At 62.3% G+C, this 18589-nt stretch carries 11 protein-coding genes; 10 read left to right on the top strand and 1 reads right to left on the bottom strand.

Translation table 11 applies throughout. The features are described from left to right. Positions 1-52: 52 nt before the first annotated feature. The 3 genes from YUO_RS0108600 to YUO_RS0108590 all read left to right on the top strand — a co-directional run bounded on the left by YUO_RS0108600 (position 53) and on the right by YUO_RS0108590 (position 2802). On the top strand, positions 53-403 hold the full coding sequence (locus tag YUO_RS0108600) for a hypothetical protein (protein WP_028346880.1): 351 nt from the start codon (positions 53-55) through the stop codon (positions 401-403). A gap of 216 nt (positions 404-619) precedes the next feature. Beyond that, positions 620-1165 (top strand): peptide-methionine (S)-S-oxide reductase MsrA, encoded by a 546-nt coding sequence (msrA, locus tag YUO_RS0108595; RefSeq protein WP_028346879.1) that lies wholly within the window; start codon positions 620-622, stop codon positions 1163-1165. Next, positions 1162-2802, top strand: coding sequence for an acetolactate synthase large subunit (locus YUO_RS0108590; protein ID WP_028346878.1), 1641 nt, complete (start codon positions 1162-1164; stop codon positions 2800-2802). Before msrA ends, YUO_RS0108590 begins: the two co-directional genes overlap by 4 nt. Positions 2803-2819: 17 nt before the next feature. Here the strand turns inward: YUO_RS0108590 and YUO_RS46085 are convergent, their stop codons facing one another. Next, positions 2820-3050: a hypothetical protein gene (locus tag YUO_RS46085; RefSeq protein ID WP_156908549.1), complete on the bottom strand. Its 231-nt coding sequence runs from the start codon at positions 3048-3050 to the stop codon at positions 2820-2822. Between the two features lie 50 nt (positions 3051-3100). On the opposite strand from YUO_RS46085, the gene YUO_RS0108580 reads away from it, so the two are divergent. From YUO_RS0108580 to YUO_RS0108550, 7 genes are all read left to right on the top strand, one after another. Then, complete coding sequence (locus YUO_RS0108580; protein WP_156908548.1) at positions 3101-3412, top strand: hypothetical protein; 312 nt, start codon at positions 3101-3103, stop codon at positions 3410-3412. Positions 3413-3438: 26 nt separating this feature from the next. Continuing rightward, on the top strand, positions 3439-3798 hold the full coding sequence (locus tag YUO_RS0108575) for a M20/M25/M40 family metallo-hydrolase (protein ID WP_156908579.1): 360 nt from the start codon (positions 3439-3441) through the stop codon (positions 3796-3798). 305 nt (positions 3799-4103) lie between these two features. Beyond that, entirely contained in the window at positions 4104-6461 is a 2358-nt protein-coding gene (locus tag YUO_RS0108570) for a TonB-dependent receptor (RefSeq protein ID WP_235782660.1), read from the top strand. A gap of 394 nt (positions 6462-6855) precedes the next feature. Next, the gene (locus YUO_RS0108565) at positions 6856-7083 is read left to right on the top strand and encodes an MbtH family protein (RefSeq protein WP_028346874.1); all 228 of its coding nucleotides are present in this window, start codon (positions 6856-6858) and stop codon (positions 7081-7083) included. Between the two features lie 20 nt (positions 7084-7103). Further along, positions 7104-7859, top strand: coding sequence for a thioesterase II family protein (locus tag YUO_RS40240; RefSeq protein ID WP_083754529.1), 756 nt, complete (start codon positions 7104-7106; stop codon positions 7857-7859). Further along, positions 7828-8796, top strand: coding sequence for a TauD/TfdA family dioxygenase (locus tag YUO_RS0108555; protein WP_028346873.1), 969 nt, complete (start codon positions 7828-7830; stop codon positions 8794-8796). Before YUO_RS40240 ends, YUO_RS0108555 begins: the two co-directional genes overlap by 32 nt. 52 nt (positions 8797-8848) lie before the next feature. Then, positions 8849-18589, top strand: coding sequence for a non-ribosomal peptide synthetase (locus tag YUO_RS0108550; RefSeq protein WP_028346872.1), 9741 nt, complete (start codon positions 8849-8851; stop codon positions 18587-18589).

Here is an 18589-nt window from a genome sequence, read left to right as displayed (position 1 = left end):
GTTCTCCTCGAAAATCCTGGTCGACGGTGAAAGCGATAAACCTGCCATCCAGATGCTGATGAACACCGAGCAGTTGGCGGAAAATTACCGGCACGTTTCCGCTTATACGCTGATCAACGCATTGGCCTTCCCGATCGAAAATGTCAAAGGCGGTTTCATCATCGTCAAACCGTTTCGTGCGATCGCGCGACCAATCGCAGGCTGGCTGCTCAACATTATTTTCGACCAGGGCGAAAAGCTGCACCGGCGTTTCCTCGGCAATCGCGGCGAAGATCAACCAACCACCTTCGCCACTTGCGGACGAGGAACAAACCGACGCGCCGCGTGCCTCAAGGACGTCGGAAGGCGGGGACGTCCAAGCTCGGGGCTCCGATCGAACCATCGGCAACCAGCCGCGGAATGATGCGCGAATTGATCGAATACAGTCGAGAGCAGCGCATCATTGATCACCGCCAGCGCCAAACCGAATTCGGTTAGACGCCGCTGAGGAGAGGCGCTTCCGCAATGGGTCAAAGCAGACGTTCTGGATCATTGCGCTTCTTCATCGTTCGGCCTCATTATGCGTCCTTGATAGAGTTCGGGAGCGACGCCCGCAGCGTATCATCCAGGGAGGACGGACATGACAGTTTCGACGGAACGCGCCGTCCTGGCTGGCGGCTGCTTCTGGGGGGTGCAGGATCTGCTACGCCGCTATCCCGGCGTGATTTCAACCAGGGTCGGCTATACCGGCGGCGAGGTGCCAAACGCGACCTATCGCAAGCACGGCAATCACGCCGAAGCGATTGAGATCACCTTCGATCCGCAGACCATCAGCTATCGCAAGCTGCTGGAGTTCTTTTTTCAGATCCATGATCCGTCGACGCTGAACCGCCAGGGTAATGACCGGGGCGCGAGCTACCGGTCGGCCATCTTCTATACCAGCGACGCGCAGAAGCGGATCGCGGAAGACACCATCGCCGATGTCGATGCTTCCGGCCTTTGGCCGGGCAAGGTTGTCACCGAGGTGGCTCCTGCCGGACCTTTCTGGGAGGCCGAGCCTGAGCATCAGGATTATTTGGAAAAATATCCTGACGGCTACACCTGTCACTTCGTTCGGTTGGAATGGACACTGCCGCGTCGGGCGGAGAAAGCTGCAACAGGAGCGAGCGGAGTTTCGGCCGCGTGACAAAAGCCTCCGATCTGCTGGTGGCCGCCCTTGAGAGCGAGGGCGTCGGCTACATCTTCGCCATTCCCGGCGAGGAGAATCTCGACGTGCTGGAGTCGCTGCGGCGCTCGAAGATCAAGCTGGTATTGACACGGCACGAACAGGCTGCCGGTTTCATGGCGGCCACCTACGGGCGCCTCACCGGGCGCGCGGGCGTCTGCCTGACGACGCTGGGTCCCGGTGCGCTCAATTTGACGACGGCTGCGGCCTACGCGCATTTGGGCGCGATGCCGATGGTCATGATTACAGGACAGAAGGCGATCCGAAGCAGCCGCCAGGCGCGCTTCCAAATCGTCGACATCGTTGCGACCATGCGGCCGCTCACCAAGATGGCGACGCAGATCGTCTCCGCGCAGAGTATTCCGACCCTGGTTCGCGACGCCTTCCGGGTCGCGCAGCAGGAGCGGCCGGGCCCCGTGCATCTCGAACTACCCGAGGATATCGCGGCCGACGAAGCCGCGGCCGACATCATTCCCCCGCATGTCGTCGAGCTTCCGGTCGCGCCTACAGCGGCCATCGAGCGCGCCGCAGCCATGATCATGGGCGCCAGCAGGCCGCTCGTCATGCTGGGCGCCGCGGCGAGCCGCCCGCATCTCGCCGAGCCGCTGTCGGCGTTCGTGCGACGATGCAGGATTCCATTCTTCAACACCCAGATGGGGAAGGGCGCGGTCAATGCCGGCTCCAATCTCTATATTGGCACGGCTGCGCTGTCGGAGCGGGATTGGGTTCACGAGGCCATCGACCAGGCCGATCTGATTATTTCGATTGGCCACGACACCGTCGAGAAGCCGCCTTTCCTGATGGGTCATGATGGACCGCAGGTTATCCATGTCGGCGCCACGCCGGCGACGGTGGAACAGGTATACTTCCCGCAGGCGGAGGTCGTCGGCGACGTCGGCGCGAGCCTAGCAAGCCTGGCCGATCGCCTCGAAGGCAAGCTCCCCAATGGTCAGGCATTGCTGGGTTTGCGGGAGGGGATCCTTGCCCACCTCGCCGAGCGGTCGACGGAGGATCGGTTTCCTCTGACGCCGCAGCGCATCGTGCACGACGTCCGTCAAATCATCCCGCCGGACGGCATCGTTGCCCTCGACAACGGCATGTACAAGATCTGGTTCGCCCGCAACTATCGCACCAGCGTCGCCAACACGCTGCTGCTCGACAACGCGCTCGCGACCATGGGGGCGGGTCTTCCTTCGGCGATCGCAGCGTCGCTGATCTATCCGGACAGGCGCGTGCTCGCCGTCTGCGGTGATGGCGGCTTCATGATGAATTCGCAGGAGCTTGAGACGGCCGTGCGGCTCAAATTGAATCTCGTCGTGCTCGTGCTCGAGGATCGTGCCTACGGTATGATCCGATGGAAGCAGGAAGTCGACGGATTTTCCGACTTCAGTCTCGACTTCGGTAATCCTGATTTTGTGGCTTATGCGAAGTCATATGGCGCCAAGGGCTCCCGCGTCGGCAAAGTCTCGGAACTCGCGACGACGCTGGGAGCGGCTTTCGCGGAAGGCGGCGTCCATCTCGTCGTAGTGCCCGTGGACTACAGCGAGAACATGCGCGTGCTCGTCAATGAGCTGCACTCGATAGCCCAGACCGGGTGACATTTTAAATCACCGCGTCAGGGCAAAATGCCACAGGCTATCCTCGGTGCTGCCATTTCCGGCACAGGGAAAGCAATGAGCAATGACGTCATCGCCAATGGCTCCTTATCAGAAGACCTGAAGGCAATATTCGTGAAGACGATTTCCGCTTTGTAGAGAGAGCCCGATACCGACACCCGATCAGGGGTGGATTTTTGACAAAGCGCATTATCCGCATTGCCAATGCTCGCTTCGCCGCCAAACCTCACTTCGTATCTTTGGAGATTGATGGAAGTTGAACTCCCCGGAGGCGACCAAGATGAGAACAACTGAATCGCAGAATGCTGCCAGGCATCTGAGGTCTTGGGCTCCGACCTTGTTCGTCGCCGTTCTTCTGTTCGGTTTTGCGTTCATCGCACTGAAAGTGACCGAAGGAGAGCCTATCGCGTTCGACCGTTGGTTGATGGTCGTCTTTCGCCACGCGTCCGACTTGTCGCGGCCAATCGGACCGCCATGGTTGCTTGACGTTGTGCGAGACATCACCGCACTGGGCAGTACCGCGGTACTTGCACTGCTGGTCACGGTTGTGACCACGTTGGTATCTCGCCGGGTCATGCCGAGCTTTGGTTGACGCTGAGAACGCTGACGGATGCCAAGATGGAAAGCATCCGCATGCAAGCTGAGAATCTGGTTCGGCGCGTTGCGGAAGACGAGCGGCTGAAAGTGGAGATCGCCTATCGCGACGTCTTCGCTCACTGCATGAACGCGCCGGAGGCCGTCATTCATCTGAAGAACGCGCTTGACGCCGAAGGCATCGCGCACTCCGCGCGGGGGCTGCCGCTGCGCGGCTCTGAGGATTTCGGCCTGTTCAACCGAAAAGCGAAGTCCGCGATGTTTTTCCTGGGTGCAGGCGTGGATCATGCCGGCCTGCATGCGCCGGACTATGATTTTCCGGACGAGTTGATCGAAGTCGGCTCGCGCGTCTTCATCCGCGCGTTGCGCAATCTGCTGGGCTGATGTGGCGCGAATCAATTTGCAGATTTCGCTGCACAACAAAGCGTCACGACTCGGTCGATCGCTTCATTCGACTTCGCGTTCAGCTCACAAAAATTAGAACGCTTAAAAATTCCATGCGGCTTAGAACGCTTCGAAATGTGTGAGGTGTTGCCTCATCGCCACTAACGCGATCCGTTATGTGCACGCTTCGTTACCTTAGATGGCTTCTACTCGCCGTTTCCACCTCAGAAGTTAGAACGAGCCGGAACCTGCTTTTGGGCTTTTGGGGTGGAAGTATGACGCATCGTGTCGCTGCCAGAAATGTTATGCGCGCTGTTTCGCTGGGAGCGGTGAGCTATCTTGCGCTCTCTCTGGATTTTGCCGGCGGCTCGAGCGCCTTCGCGCAGAACTTGCCGCCCGTCACCGTCGATGCTCCGAGCCAGCAACGCGCGCGGCCCGCCCCCGCACGGAGAACGCAAACGTCGACGTCGCGCGTGCAACGGCGCGTCGCTGCGCCGGCGCCGCGTCGGGTGGAGCCGGTCCCGTATGCGACGCCTTCGACTGGAACTATCGGCGCACTGCCCGCGCCCTATGCTGGTGGACAGGTGGCGACGGGCGGGGGCCTGGGCCTTCTAGGCAATCGCGGTGTAATGGATACGCCGTTCAACCAGACGAGCTACACGGCGGAGCTGATTGCAAACCAGCAGGCTCGCACGATACGTGACGTGCTCGCGAATGATCCCTCGGTTCGCGTGGTTCAGGCAGCCGGTGGCGGCGCCGACACTCTGTTCATTCGCGGCTTCTATCTCGATAGCGGCGACTATCTCCTGAACGGCCTTGCAGGGATCGCGCCGTACTATTCCACGGGCGCAAACTTCATCGAGCGGGTTGAAGTTCTCAAAGGTCCTAGTGCTCTGCTCAATGGCATGACGGTAGGCGGTCAGGGCGTCACCAGCGGCGGCGCAGTCGGCGGCACCGTGAATCTCATCACCAAGCACGCGCCCGATGTGGATATCACCCGCATCACCGGAACCTATGTGTCGAAGTCGCAGTTCGGCGAGCATATCGACGTCAGCCGACGTTATGGCGAGCACAAGGAGTGGGGTGTCAGACTCAACAGCACCTATTCAAACGGCAATACGCCATGGAATCGTCAGACCGACGAATTCGGCAACGTCCACTTGGGACTAGACTATCGCGGCGAGAACGCGCGCATGGAGGTTGATGTCGGTTATCAGGCCGACAACCTCAATCCGCCGTTGCGGTTCTTTACCGTCCCTGCCACCACAACTATCATTCCTCCGCCGCCGAAAGCCGGGCATAATTTCCAGGTTCCTTGGGCCTATTATGCGCCAACGGACTTCTTCTCGACTGTAAGAGGCGAAGTTGATGTCACCGACTGGATGACTGCCTACGCGGCCTTTGGTTATCACGACAGCAATATCAACTATGCCTATCCTTCGCCCAACATCTCCAATGCTGTGCCGGGTCTCCTGGCGCCTAATCCAGCGATACCAGCGACATTCCAGTTGGGAGGCCTGTGGTCGCGACCGCTTACCGGCAAGGAGACGTTCGAGACGCTCGCAGGTGTGGCGGGCCTTCGTGCAACGGTAGACACGGGCCCCGTCAATCACGCGCTGAACGTCAACTACGCCATCAACGACCGAACCTATAATCAGCAGGTCCGGACGCGTTCGAATAACCCTCTCGCCGACGTGATATTCTGGAATCTCTATAACGAGCCGACCAATATTCCCAAGCCCAACTTCACGACGTTGTCTGCCAGTCAGACGACCAATGTCCAACTGAAGAGCGTCGGCGTTTCCGACACCATGTCAATCCTGAACAACCGCGTCCAGTTGACGGTCGGTGTTCGCCGCCAGACGGCCGGAAGCGAGTTGACGAACTTTCTCCCGACGCCGGCGAATCCGAGCCGGCCTTACGAGGAAACATCCTTGTGGACCCCGGCTTACGCCCTTTTGGTCAAGCCGGTCGAGAATATCTCGCTTTACGCAAACTATATTGAAGGACTTCAGACGCCGGTGGTGGTGACGGGCACCTTCCAAAACGCCGGCACGGTGTTTCCGCCCAGCAAGACCACTCAGGTTGAAACCGGAGTGAAGATCGACACGGGTCGCTTTACCACGACCCTGAGCTGGTTCGACATCACGCAGCCGAGCGTTATCACGGTGCCAGGCTTCCCTCTGCCTTCCCGCGAACTCAACGGCAGGCAACGCAACCGCGGTGCGGAAATAAATGTGTTCGGCGAGATTACGCCCGACATCCGGTTGCTCGGTGGCGCTGCTTTGATCGATGGTGTGCAGGAAAAGACCGAAAACGGGACCAACGATGGTAAAAAGGCGATCGGCGTTCCGGCGGTCACCGCCAACATCGGCGCGGAGTGGGATACCCCGTTCGTCAGCGGGCTTACTCTTACGGGAAGGGTCATCTATACCGCCCCGCAGTATGTCAACGTAACAAACACTCTCTCGATACCGGAGTGGACCCGCGTCGATCTCGGCGCCAGGTATACGTTCACGTCGCCATGGAACGGCAAGCCGATCGTGATACGCGCCGGCGTCGAGAACGTCTTCAACAAGGCGTATTGGGCTTCGGCCTACAGCGGCGTGATCACGCTTGCTGCCCCGCGCACTTATCTGGTGTCGACGGAGTTCAACTTCTGAACGCTACGCCGTTCGCATCACCTGCAATTCGTGCCGCCGCGGATCTCATCCGCGGCGGCATTTCTTTGATCGGATGGTGTCGCAAAACTGACTCATCGAAATTGATGACAATGCGATGAAAATCGTCAGACGTTGGATGCGCGATTTCGGGTGCGCGATTTCGAAAATCAAAAAGGTTCCCGCCTGGCGAGTTAGAATTGCAAGAAACTGCGTATCGTTTTGCCAATCAGTCACTTTTCATGCGCGCCAGCTCGCAAGCGCGGAGGTTGCATCGTGTCACGCTATCGCCAACTTGGAGCTATTAAAAACTTCGGCGACGATATTGCTTTGACCATCATTTGCTTCTGACCTAGTCAACACGCCATTGCTTTCGTTTCTTAGAAGGGACCGAACCATGATGGTGTTCGACAGAGACGACGTCACCTTCACCGTCGTCATCAATCACGAAGAGCTATTCTCCATCTGGCCGACGTTCAAGGCAATTCCGAACGGCTGGAAAGCGGTGGGCAAGACGGGCAGCAAGAAGGAATGCCTTGAACACATCGAGCAGGTGTGGACCGACATGCGCCCGCTAACGCTCCGAAAATTCATGGACGAGACGGCACCGCAGAAGTCGGCCTAACAACGGAGCCTTGTCTTCCGATGCGGCTTCTTTGTCTGCCTTATTCCGGCGGCAGCGCCATGCTCTATGCACGGTGGCGCAGGCTGTTGCCGTCATGGATCGATGTCCGGCCGGTGGAGTGGCCCGGGCGCGGCGCACGCATGGACGAACCGCTGGCGACCGACCCGCACGCGCTGGCGTGGCAGCTCGCTGCAGAACTTCACGCGCAGCTTGATGCGCCATATGCGCTGTTTGGACATAGCCTCGGCGCATTGATTGCATTCGAGCTCGCGCATTTCCTGCGTGATCGCGGCGCGCCCGCGCCGGCGATTCTCTTTGCCTCCGGCGCCGAGGCGCCGGCCGTTCGAGACGGCAGCAAGTGGCGCCTGCCATTGAGCGACGAGGCGTTGCTGCGGGAGCTGCGCGATCTGCAGGGCACGCCGGATGAGGCGTTGTCGAATGCCGAGCTGATGCGGTCGGCATTGCCGGTGCTCCGCGCCGATTTTTTGATGTGCGGCGCCTATGTCTATCGGCGGCGGCATCCGTTGTCGTGTCCCATGCACGTCTTCGGCGGCGCCGACGACGAGACCAGCCGTGAATCGCTACAGGCCTGGCGGCAGGAAACGTCGGCGGAATTCACGCTCGACATGCTGCCGGGCCATCACTTCTTCATTCACACGCAGCAAGCCGAACTGCTCGACCTGATCGCATCGGCCCTGGCCCGACGGTCGGGGCGATCGATTGGTTCGCATCGGAGCGAGGATCATGAGCGTATTCTCCGTCCAGCCACTCATTGAAGGCAAAACTCTTCCATTGCTGCTGAAGGCCGACAAGGCCGGGCAGCCGCTCGGCGCAGCGCTTCCTATGCTGCGCGACACCATCGACCGGCATTTGACGGATTGCGGCGGCATCGTGTTTCGCGATTTCTCGCTCGACGGCCCTGACGCGTTCCGGGCGTTCGCGGCCGATTTCGGTCACCCGCTGCTCACTTACGAGTTCGGATCGACGCCGCGCTCGCAGGTTACCTCCGGCGTCTACACCTCCACGGAATACCCGCCGCACCAGCACATCCCGCTGCACAACGAGCAGGCCTATACGCGCGATTGGCCGATGAAGATCTGGTTCTATTGCATGCAGCCGGCGCAGGAGGGCGGCGAGACGCCGATCGCTGACAGCCGCGCGATCTATCGCGACATGCCACAGGCCGTTCGGGAGCGTTTCGCCGAGAAGGGCGTGATGTATGTGCGAAACTACGGCAATGGGCTCGACGTCGACTGGCAGCAGGTGTTCGGCACCGAGTCCAGGTCGGAGGTCGAGGCCTACTGCGCCGGGCACGACATCGAATGCGAATGGAAGGATGACGGCGAGCTTCGCACGCGCCAGATATGTCAGGGGACGGCACAGCATCCGGTGACGGGAGAGTGGGTCTGGTTCAATCAGGCCCATTTGTTTCACGTCTCCAACCTCGAGCCGGAGGTGCGCGAGAGCTTGCTCGACGTGGTCGGCGACGAGACTGAATTGCCGCGCAACGTCTTCTACGGCGACGGTTCGCCGATCGACGACGAGACGCTCGCCACCGTGCGCAACGTTCTCGAAACCCACAAGATCAGCTTTCCCTGGCAGGCCGGCGATGTGGTGATGCTTGACAACATGCTCACCGCGCATGCGCGCGCGCCGTTCAAGGGGCCGCGCAAGGTGATCGTTGCGATGGCGGAAGCGCATCGGCAGGGCTGATCGGCATTTTCGGGCGGTGGGAATAGGTCGAGCGCGGACTGGATTCGAAAAGATGTACAAAGACAACCTCGTCGAACGACTACGGTGCCACGCCGCGTTACGTCCGGACGCGATCGCGTTGCGCTTCCTGGAGGGAGACGGCGTCGCCGACGAGTTGACCTTTGCCGGTCTCGACGCCCGGATTCGATCCGTCGCAGCCCGGTTGCAGCAGTTGGGCGACGCGGGTGAGCGCGCGGTGATCCTGCTGCCCAGCGGTCTCGACTATGCCGTGGCATTCTATGCGTGCCTGTATTCGGGTGTGATCGCCGTCCCGGCCTATCCGCCGGAGGGCGGCACTGAGCGCTATGCAGGACGCCTCAACGGCATTCTGCGTGATGCTGCGCCTCGCTTCATACTGACCGAAACCGCGCTGGTTGGTGCGGTGGAAACGGCACTTCCCGAGCTGGCGAACCTAGAGATCGTTGCGGTGGATGCGATACCGGCGGCATTCGCGGCAGAGTGGCGCGAGACGAGGCCGGAGGCAGATGCGATTGCGTTCCTGCAGTACACGTCCGGATCGACCTCGCACCCGAAAGGCGTCTGCGTCTCGCACGCGAACCTGACGGCCAATGAGAAGGCCATCGAGGCCGTGGCCGCGGGAACACTCGACGACGTCTTCGTGAGTTGGCTGCCGCTCTATCACGACATGGGATTGATCGGCGGGTTGTTGAATCCGCTGTTTACCGGCTTTACCGCCGTCCTGATGTCGCCACGCAATTTTCTCAAGCGGCCGCGACGCTGGCTTGAAGCCATCGATCGTCACGGCGGCACGATGAGCGGTGGACCCGACTTTGCCTTCGCGCTGTGTGCCGACCGCATTTCCGACGAAACGATCGACCGGCTCGACCTCAGCCGCTGGAAGTTTGCATTCTCCGGCTCGGAATTTGTGCGCCAAACCACACTGCGCAGGTTCGGAGATAGATTCGAGCGGGCGGGGTTCAATCGATGTGCGTTGACCGCCTGTTACGGTCTGGCCGAGGCGACGCTGCTGGTGACGGCCGGTGAGCTCACCACCGAGACGGTCAGCCATACGCTCGATACGGCGGCGCTTGCGGCAGGGCGCGTCGCAACCGCCGACCAAGGCAGCGAGCTCGTGGCGTGCGGCGGGACGGTCGCGGGTCACGTCACGCGCATCATGCGCATCGATGGGTCGGCTGCGGCGCAGGTCGACGAAGTCGGCGAGATCTGGGTCGCCGGCCCGAGTGTCGCGCTCGGATACTGGAACAATCCCGAAGCCACGCAAAAAGCCTTCGTCGAGCGCGATGGCATGCGCTGGCTGCGTACCGGAGATCTCGGTTTCGTCAAGGACGGCACGCTGATCGTGACGGGCCGGCTCAAGGACCTGCTGATCGTTCGCGGCCAGAATGTATATCCGACTGACGTCGAGCAGGCGGTCGAAGCCGAAGTCGAATCCGTCCGTAGCGGACGGGTTGCCGCGTTTGCGGTCGAGATCGATGGGCGGGAAAGCATCGGCGTCGCGGCAGAGTTCAGCCGTACCGTTCTCAAGCGCGAGCGTCCCGAGGCTCTCGCCCAGGGAATCGGCGAGGCCGTGCTACGGCAGGCGCAGGAATATCCGGCTGTGATCGTCCTGTTGAATCCGCAAGCGATGCCGCTGACGACGAGCGGAAAACTGCAGCGCTCCGCCTGTGCCGCCGGCTGGGCCAACAACACGCTCGACAGTTTTATGGTGTTTGAGCGAGGGCGACGCCGCGATGGCGCGATGCTGAACGCGCCCGCGACCGACACCGAGCGCGCGTTGGCGTCGATCTGGTGCGAGGCGCTTGCCGTCCAGGCGGTGCATCGCGAGGACGATTTCTTCGTGCTGGGCGGAAACTCGATCGCGGCGGGGCAGATCGCTGCGGCGCTGCGCGAACGCTTCGGCGTCGAGCTGGAACTGCGCAGCTTTTTCGACGCGCCGAAGCTTGCCGCATTCGCAGACCATATCGACGCCATGTTGCGCGACGGCGCGAAGAGGGCGCTTCCTCCGATCCAGCGGGCAGCGCCGGCCGACCGCGCGACCCTGTCGCATGCGCAAGAGCGGCTGTGGTTTCTCTGGAATCTGGACCCTAATGGTACGGCCTATACGGTCGCGAGCACGATCCGGCTCAAGGGAAAGCTCGACCATACCGCCTTGTCGCAGGCGATTGCGGAAATCGTTCAACGTCATGAGGTGCTGCGCACCACATTCGTCGCAACGGATGGTCGCGCAAGGCAGGTTATCCACGACGTCCTCGGCGTCGGTATCAGGCACCAGGATCTCCGGGGGCTTTCCGCCGAGCATGCGGCGGAGGTCAGGCGGTCCGAACTCGGAAAACCGTTCGACCTTGTCAATGGGCCGCTATTGCGGGCGGTGTTGCTTCAGTTCGCAGATGATGCGCACGAATTGCTGCTGCTTGCTCATCACATCGTCGTCGATGGATGGTCGCTCGACGTGATGCTCGAAGAGCTGGCGGGACTCTACCGCAACGTTACCGGGCAGGACGCAGGCCGGCCGCCGGTGCCGATGATGCAATATGCGGATTTCGCAGTCTGGCAACGAAACTGGCTCGCTTGTGGCGAGGGAGATCGGCAGCTCGCCTATTGGCGTGCGAAGCTGGGTGACGCGCACCCCGTGCTGGCTCTGCCCCATGATCGGCCGCGTCTGGCAACGCAAAGCCATGCCGGCGATACGGTCGGTCTTGCCATCGACGGCGCGCTGGCCGCTCGATTGCGGGAGATCGCCGCAAAATATCGCGTCAGCGTCTTCATGCTGCTGCTCGGTGCATATCAGGCGCTGTTGTATCGCTATACGGGGCAGAGCGATTTGCGCGTCGGCGTGCCGGTCGCGGGGCGTCGTCACGCCCAGCTCGAGCGGCTGATTGGCTGCTTCGTCAACACGCTGGTGCTGCGGGCCGAGATTGCCGATGGCGCAAGCTTCCCGAACCTGCTGCAGCAGGTCAAGGACGCGGTGATCGAGGCGCTGTCGCATCAGGATCTGCCGTTCGAATTGCTGGTCGACGGGCTGCGCCCTGAACGAAGCGGTGGGCACAATCCGCTGTTCCAGGCCAAGTTCAACTACATGACGGCGCCGCGCGGGTTCGACGGCGTCGCAGGGCTCACCGCCGAGATCGACATCATGGACCTCGCGGGTTCGCATTTCGATCTCGCGCTTGATGTCGTCGATGGCGCCAGCGGCATGAAGGCGACATTCAACTACTCCACCGATCTGTTCGATTCCCCGACGATCGCGCGACTGGCTACACAATTCGGGTCGATGCTGCGCCAGATCGCGGAAAACGCGGAACGGCGGATTTCCGACTTTGTCATCGACGATGCGAACCGGCAGGTGGTGCCGAGCGAGGCCACCGTGTTCGGATTCACCGATGTGGTCGGTCTTCATCGCGCGTCGACCGCCGATCGCCATGCCGCGATTGCCATCCGGTGCGACAGCGAGACGCTGACATTCGCTGAGCTGGAGCGGAAATCGAACCGCATCGCTCACATGCTCGCCAGCAAGGGCGTGACGCGCGAGGTGCCGGTTGCGCTGTGGATTGAGCGCTCGCCGGCCTTTGTTGTCGCCCTCCTTGGTGTGCTGAAGGCTGGTGGCGCCTATGTGCCGCTCGATCCGAAATGGCCGCTGGAGCGTATCAGGCGCATCCTGAAGGATGGCGGCATCGAAATCGTGCTGGCTGCCGGAGAGAAGCTGGCGGAAGCGCTTGCACTTGATTGTACGGTGCTCGATGGCGACACCGAAGCTGCGCGCGGGGATACTTCGGGCGTACCGCTCGACAATGTGATTCACCCGGCGCAGACCGCTTACGTCATCTATACCTCCGGATCGACCGGGACGCCGAAGGGCGTCGCCGTCTCGCACGGCGCGTTGGCCAACTACGTGCAGGCCCTGCTAGAGCGCCTGCAGCCACAGCCGATGGCGAACATGGCGATGGTCTCGACGGTGGCGGCGGATCTCGGTCACACCGTCCTGTTCGGCGCGCTCGCTTCCGGCGCGACGCTGCATCTGCTGCCGCCCGAAGTGGTGTTCGATGCGGATGCGTTCGCGAAAGCCATGCGGGACGGCGACGTCGGAGTTCTCAAGATCGTGCCCAGCCATCTGCGGGGGCTGCTGAAGGCGTCACGCTCGGCCGATCTCCTGCCGAGCGATACGCTGATCCTCGGTGGCGAGGCCAGCGATCCCGCGCTGCTGAACGAGATCCGGCAGTTGCGGCCGCAATGCCGAATTCTGAATCACTACGGGCCGACGGAAACGACAGTTGGCGCGGTTACGCATGAATGTGAGCCTGAAGGCGAGACGGGTTCGGTTCCCATTGGCTTGCCGCTTGCCAATCTGCGCGCGCACGTTCTGGATGATGCGCTGAACGAAGTGCCGATCGGCGTATCCGGCGAACTCTATATTGGCGGCGCCGGCGTCGCGCGGGGCTATCGTGGCGGGGCTGGCTTGACCGCCGAGCGCTTCATTCCGGACCCGTTTGGGCCGGCCGGAGAGCGGCTATATCGCACCGGCGATCGCGTTCGCTGCGATCGGGCAGGCCGGCTGATATTCCTCGGCCGTGGCGATGATCAGATCAAGCTACGCGGCTATCGCATCGAGCTTGGCGAAGTCGGGCGCGCGATCAAGGCGCTGCAGGGGATCAACGACGCGGTTGTTGTCGCACGCGCCATCGGCGACAGCGCCGAACGCCAGGAACTCGTTGCCTACTGTGTGCCAGCGATGGACGCCACGCCGGAGCCGGATGTGATCAAGCAGCAATTGGCCGCGGTGGTTCCGGAATACATGGTGCCGTCGCACATCATTGTTCTGCAGCGGCTGCGGCTGACGCCAAACGGCAAGGTCGACCGCAAGGCGCTGCCGGAGCCGGTGGGAGACGCGGTCGCCACGAACTATTCCGCGCCGCTGGGAGACACCGAAGAACAGATTGCGGCGGTGTGGCGTGAGGTGCTCGGTCGCGAGCGCATCGGCCGCAACGACAATTTTTTCGAGCTTGGCGGCGATTCCATTCTCAGCCTGCAGATCATCGCCCGCTTGCGCAAGCGCGGCATTCGCCTGACGCCGAAGCAGGTGTTCGGGCAGCAGACCGTGGCGGGTTTGGCTACAGCACCTGCGGCAAGAAAGGAGAGTTCAGCCGCAAAGGTATCGACCGCTGCGGCAACCGGCATGCGTCATTTGCTGCCGATTCAGGCGCGCTTTTTCGGCGAAGACATCGGCAACCGGAACCATTGGAATCAGGCGGTATTGCTGGTCCCGCAAACGCGGATGGACTGGGAGACGCTGCGGCGTGCGCTGACGACGATCGTCGATCATCACGAAGCGTTGCGCCTGCAGTTCGCGCAGGTGGACGGCGCGTGGCGCGCGGTGCAGGGCACGCCGCCATCGCCGTCGGAGTTGCTGTGGATCCACACCGATGTCGGAGATGCGACACAGATCACCGCGCTCGCATCGGCCGCACAGGAAAGCCTGTCGCTGTCCTCGGGCCCGTTGCTGCGTGCGGTGGCGATGGACCTTGCGGACGGCAGCCAGCGGCTGCTGATCGTGATCCATCATCTGGTTGTCGACGGCGTATCCTGGCGGGTCCTGCTCGAAGACCTGGCCTCGGCGTACGACCAGTTGAAGAGAGACGCCGCCGTGACGCTGCCGCCGAAGAGCGAGCCCTATGCGTCCTGGGGCGAGCGGTTGCGTTCCTACGCGACGACCGGGGAGCTTGCTGACGAACTGCCGTTCTGGCTCGATTGTGCGGCGGGCCCAAGCCTGCCAAGCGACGATGATCATGGCGGCGTCGATCGGGTCGGTGACGGCGAAGAGGTGTCGCTGGTGTTCGATACCGAAGTGACGTCAAACCTGCTGCAGGATGCGCCCTCCGCCTATCGGACGCAGGTCAACGATCTGATACTGGCGAGCCTGGCGCGTGCCGTGTCGCGCTGGAGCCAACGCGACGATGTGACGGTCGAGCTCGAGGGCCACGGCCGCGAAGACATTTTTCCCGGCGCGGATGTTTTCCGGACGGTCGGCTGGTTCACGACGGCCTTCCCGGTGCGGCTGCAAGGTGGGTCGAACGACGACGCCTCCCTGATCAAGACCATCAAGGAGAAACTTCGCGCGGTTCCGAACCGCGGGCTTGGTTATGGCGTGTTGCGCTATCTCGGCTCCGAGGATCAGCGCAACGCCCTGGCGCAACTGGCGGAACCGCAGATCGTCTTCAACTATCTCGGCCGGTTCGACGGCAGCGTGGGGGCTTCCTCGCTGTTCGGATTTGCGCCTGAGAGCGCGGGTGCGTCTCGCAGCGCGACTGCTCCCTTGCGGGGATGGCTGAACATCATCGGGTTGGTGCGCGAGGGGCATCTGCACTTGTCCTTCGGGTATGGACGCAAGCGCTATCGGCGAGAGACGGTCGAGCGGCTGGCGAAGTTTTATGAAACGGCCCTGCGGGAGCTGGTGGCGCATTGCTGCAGTGGAGCCGTTGGTCTCACGCCTTCGGACTTCGCGTTGTCCGGGCTCGACCAGGCCGATCTTGATCGGTTGGCGACGATTTTCGATCTTCGCGGCATCGAGGACATTTATCCGCTTTCGCCGATGCAGCATGGCATGCTGTTCCACGCGGTCCGGGATGGCGACAAGGATGCCTATGTGAACCAGATTGGGCTCGAGCTGTTCGGCTTCGAGGCCGACAAGCTTCGAGCCGCGTGGCAAGCGGTGAGTGACCGGCACGCCGCCTTGCGGACTGGCTTTGTCTGGCAACACGTGTCAGGCGCGGCCCAGCAGGTTGTGCACCGTCACGTGACGGTGCCGTTCGTCGAAGAGGATTGGCGCAGCCACGCGGCAGCGCTGGAACGCAATGGTGGCGGACACGCTGAACTGGATGCCGCGCTGGCGGAAGTATCTCGGCGGGAGCGCGAGAACGGCTTTGACGTCTCTCAGCCGCCGTTGCAGCGGGTGCGGTTGATCCGGCTCGACGACAAGCGTCACTGGCTGATCTGGACCCACCACCACATCTTTGTCGACGGCTGGAGCTCGGCGCGGCTGGTTGCGGAAGTGTTTCGGCATGCGAGCGGGGGCACACTGCCAGCCGTACAGGGCAGCTATCGCGACTACATCGCATGGCTGCAGGGCCGCGATCACGCAGGCGCCGAAAAATTCTGGCGCGACGCTTTGGCAGGGCTCGAAGCGCCGACCTTGCTGGCGAATGCGCCGGCCACGAACAACAAGCCATCGGAGGAAGAAGGACACGCCAGCATTGCACTCGCTTTGAATGCGGAGTTGACCGAACGGCTGAAGGCATTTGCGAAACGCGAGCGGGTGACGCTCAATACGCTCGTTCAGGCGGCGTGGGCGCAGTTGCTGCGACGGCATTCGGGGCAGGCCGCAGTCTGTTTCGGGGTGACCGTGTCGGGCCGTCCGGCAGACCTGCCGGGCTCCGAGGAGATGGTGGGCCTCTTCATCAACACGTTGTCGATTGTCGACGCACCGAGCCCGCAAGCGCGAGTTGGTGAGTGGCTGCGTCAGTTGCAGGAGCAGAACCTGGCCTTGCGCGAGCATGGCTGGACGCCGCTCTACGAAATCCAGCGCCTCGCCGGCCAGGCTGGACAGACGCTGTTCGACAGCATTCTGGTGTTCGAAAACTATCCGATCGATGAGGCGCTGCGGCGAACGGGGGAGAGCGGCCCACGCCTGGGGCGAGTGCAACATGTGACGCCGACAAATTATGCGCTGGCCGTTGCCGTGTTTGCCGGAAGCAAACGGCTCGATCTCGAGTTCAATTACGACCGCGCCCGCTTTGATGAGGTTGCCATCCGGCGCCTCCGGGACATCCTGCATGGATTGCTGGAGCGGATCGCCGCCAATGCGGAGCGACCGATCGGCGAGCTCGGACTATCCGCCGGTGATGAGGCCCGGCGAATTGTGGAATGGAGCAATGCCGGCCGTTTGGCGACAGGTACTTCATATGTCGGCGTCGTCGCGCATATCGAGGCGCAAGCCGCGCGGGCGCCTTCTGCCCTTGCGATTGCGTGGGGCGACCAGCGCCTGAGCTATGGCGAGTTGAACGCCCGGGCCAACCAGCTCGCGCGGCGGCTTCGTCACTGGGGCGCAGGTCCGGATCGCCTTACCGGCATCGCCTTGACGCGCAGCCCGGAAATGATGGTCGCGCTGCTGGCCGTTCTGAAAGCAGGCGGCGCCTTTCTCCCCCTCGATCCGGACTACCCGGCCGAGCGGCTCGCCTACATGCTGCGCGACAGCGCGGCGACACTGGTATTGACGCAAAGCGCGCTGCTCGAACCTCTCGCGCCGGTGCTGCGCGAGACCGGTGTCGAGGCCTGGTGCATCGACGAGCCGCAACTGCCCGTCGGCGAAGATAGAGCCAATCTGAACGTCGAGATTCATCCGGATAGTCTGGCCTACGTCATCTACACGTCGGGTTCGACCGGAACGCCGAAGGGCGTGGCTGTGACGCATGGTCCGCTGGCCATGCATTGCGAAGCAGTCGGCCGGTTGTACCGCATGACTCCGCGCGACCGGGAATTCCAGTCGGCCTCGATCAATTTCGACATTGCCCACGAGCGCTGGCTGGTGCCGCTGATGACAGGTGGCTCGCTCGTGCTGCCGTCCAGGCCAGGTCTATTGATCGACGACCTCGTCGAAGAGATTGCGAGAAACTCGGTCTCCACGATCTTTCTGCCGCCGGCCTATGCGGACCAATTGAGCGCCGCGTTGCGGCAGAGCGGGCGCCGGCTTGCGATCAGGGCCTGCATTGTCGGCGGCGAGGCCTGGTCGGATAATGGAATCAAAGCGCTCCGCCAGGCCGCCGACATAGATCTTCTGGTCAACGCCTACGGCCCGACCGAAACGGTGATTGCGCCAACAGCGTGGCCCGTCGACGCCGCCGCGTTGACGCCGGGCCAGCCGGCGCCGATCGGACGGCCCGTTGGCATCAGGTCCGCCCATATCCTCGACGCCGATCTCAACATCGTGCCCGTTGGCGTTACCGGCGAGCTGTTCATCGGCGGTGTTGGATTGGCGCGAGGCTATCTGAACCGGGGCGCGCTGACGGCGGAACGGTTTATCCCGGATCCGTTCGGTGGCGACGGCGCGCGTCTCTACCGGACCGGCGATCTTGCGCGGTGGCGGGCGGACGGCGTGATCGACTATGTCGGCCGCGCGGACCAGCAAGTGAAGATCCGCGGCTTCCGGATCGAATTGGGAGAGATCGAGGCGCGCCTGCTCGAACAGCGCGGCGTGCGCGCCGCCGCCGTGGTGACGCGCGAAAGCCGAACCGGCCGTCAGTTGATCGCCTATGCCAGCGGCGAGCCGACGCTTGACGGCGGCGGCTTGCGCGATGCGGTGTCGGCTATTCTGCCTGATTACATGGTGCCATCGACGATCGTGGTGCTCGAGCAGTTGCCGCTGACATCAAATGGCAAGATCGACCGTCGCGCCTTGCCGCCGCCGCATGAGGATGGTCAGGCACGCCGCTTCTATGAGGCGCCCGAGGACGAAATCGAGATCGCGCTGGCGAAGATCTGGGCCGAACTGCTCGGCGTCGAGCAGATCGGACGCAACGATCACTTCTTCGAGCTCGGGGGACACTCACTGCTGGCGGTGCGGGTGCTCAGCCGGGTGTCGCAGGAGATCGGCGTGTCGATCCCGGTTTCGGATCTGTTCGTTCATCCCGACCTCGCGTCATTCGCGCGCGTCGTGTCGATCAGGCTGATCGAGCAGGAGTTCGATGCCGATGAGCTCCAGGATCTGATCGCGGCGGGGCAGTGA

The organism is Bradyrhizobium murdochi, from assembly GCF_000472965.1.
Taxonomy (GTDB): Bacteria; Pseudomonadota; Alphaproteobacteria; order Rhizobiales; family Xanthobacteraceae; genus Bradyrhizobium; species Bradyrhizobium murdochi.
The sequence above is the reverse complement of the archived record's forward strand: the minus strand, read 5'-3'. Positions and strand labels throughout refer to the sequence as shown.

Excerpts from the sequence above, each read along its gene's own strand:
- YUO_RS0108600 (WP_028346880.1), top strand. The coding sequence starts at position 53 with ATGCTGATGAACACCGAGCAGTTGGCGGAAAATTACCGGCACGTTTCC.
- msrA (WP_028346879.1), top strand. The coding sequence starts at position 620 with ATGACAGTTTCGACGGAACGCGCCGTCCTGGCTGGCGGCTGCTTCTGG.
- YUO_RS0108580 (WP_156908548.1), top strand. The coding sequence starts at position 3,101 with ATGAGAACAACTGAATCGCAGAATGCTGCCAGGCATCTGAGGTCTTGG.
- YUO_RS0108575 (WP_156908579.1), top strand. The coding sequence starts at position 3,439 with ATGGAAAGCATCCGCATGCAAGCTGAGAATCTGGTTCGGCGCGTTGCG.
- YUO_RS0108570 (WP_235782660.1), top strand. The coding sequence starts at position 4,104 with ATGCGCGCTGTTTCGCTGGGAGCGGTGAGCTATCTTGCGCTCTCTCTG.
- YUO_RS0108565 (WP_028346874.1), top strand. The coding sequence starts at position 6,856 with ATGATGGTGTTCGACAGAGACGACGTCACCTTCACCGTCGTCATCAAT.
- YUO_RS40240 (WP_083754529.1), top strand. The coding sequence starts at position 7,104 with ATGCGGCTTCTTTGTCTGCCTTATTCCGGCGGCAGCGCCATGCTCTAT.
- YUO_RS0108555 (WP_028346873.1), top strand. The coding sequence starts at position 7,828 with ATGAGCGTATTCTCCGTCCAGCCACTCATTGAAGGCAAAACTCTTCCA.
- YUO_RS0108550 (WP_028346872.1), top strand. The coding sequence starts at position 8,849 with ATGTACAAAGACAACCTCGTCGAACGACTACGGTGCCACGCCGCGTTA.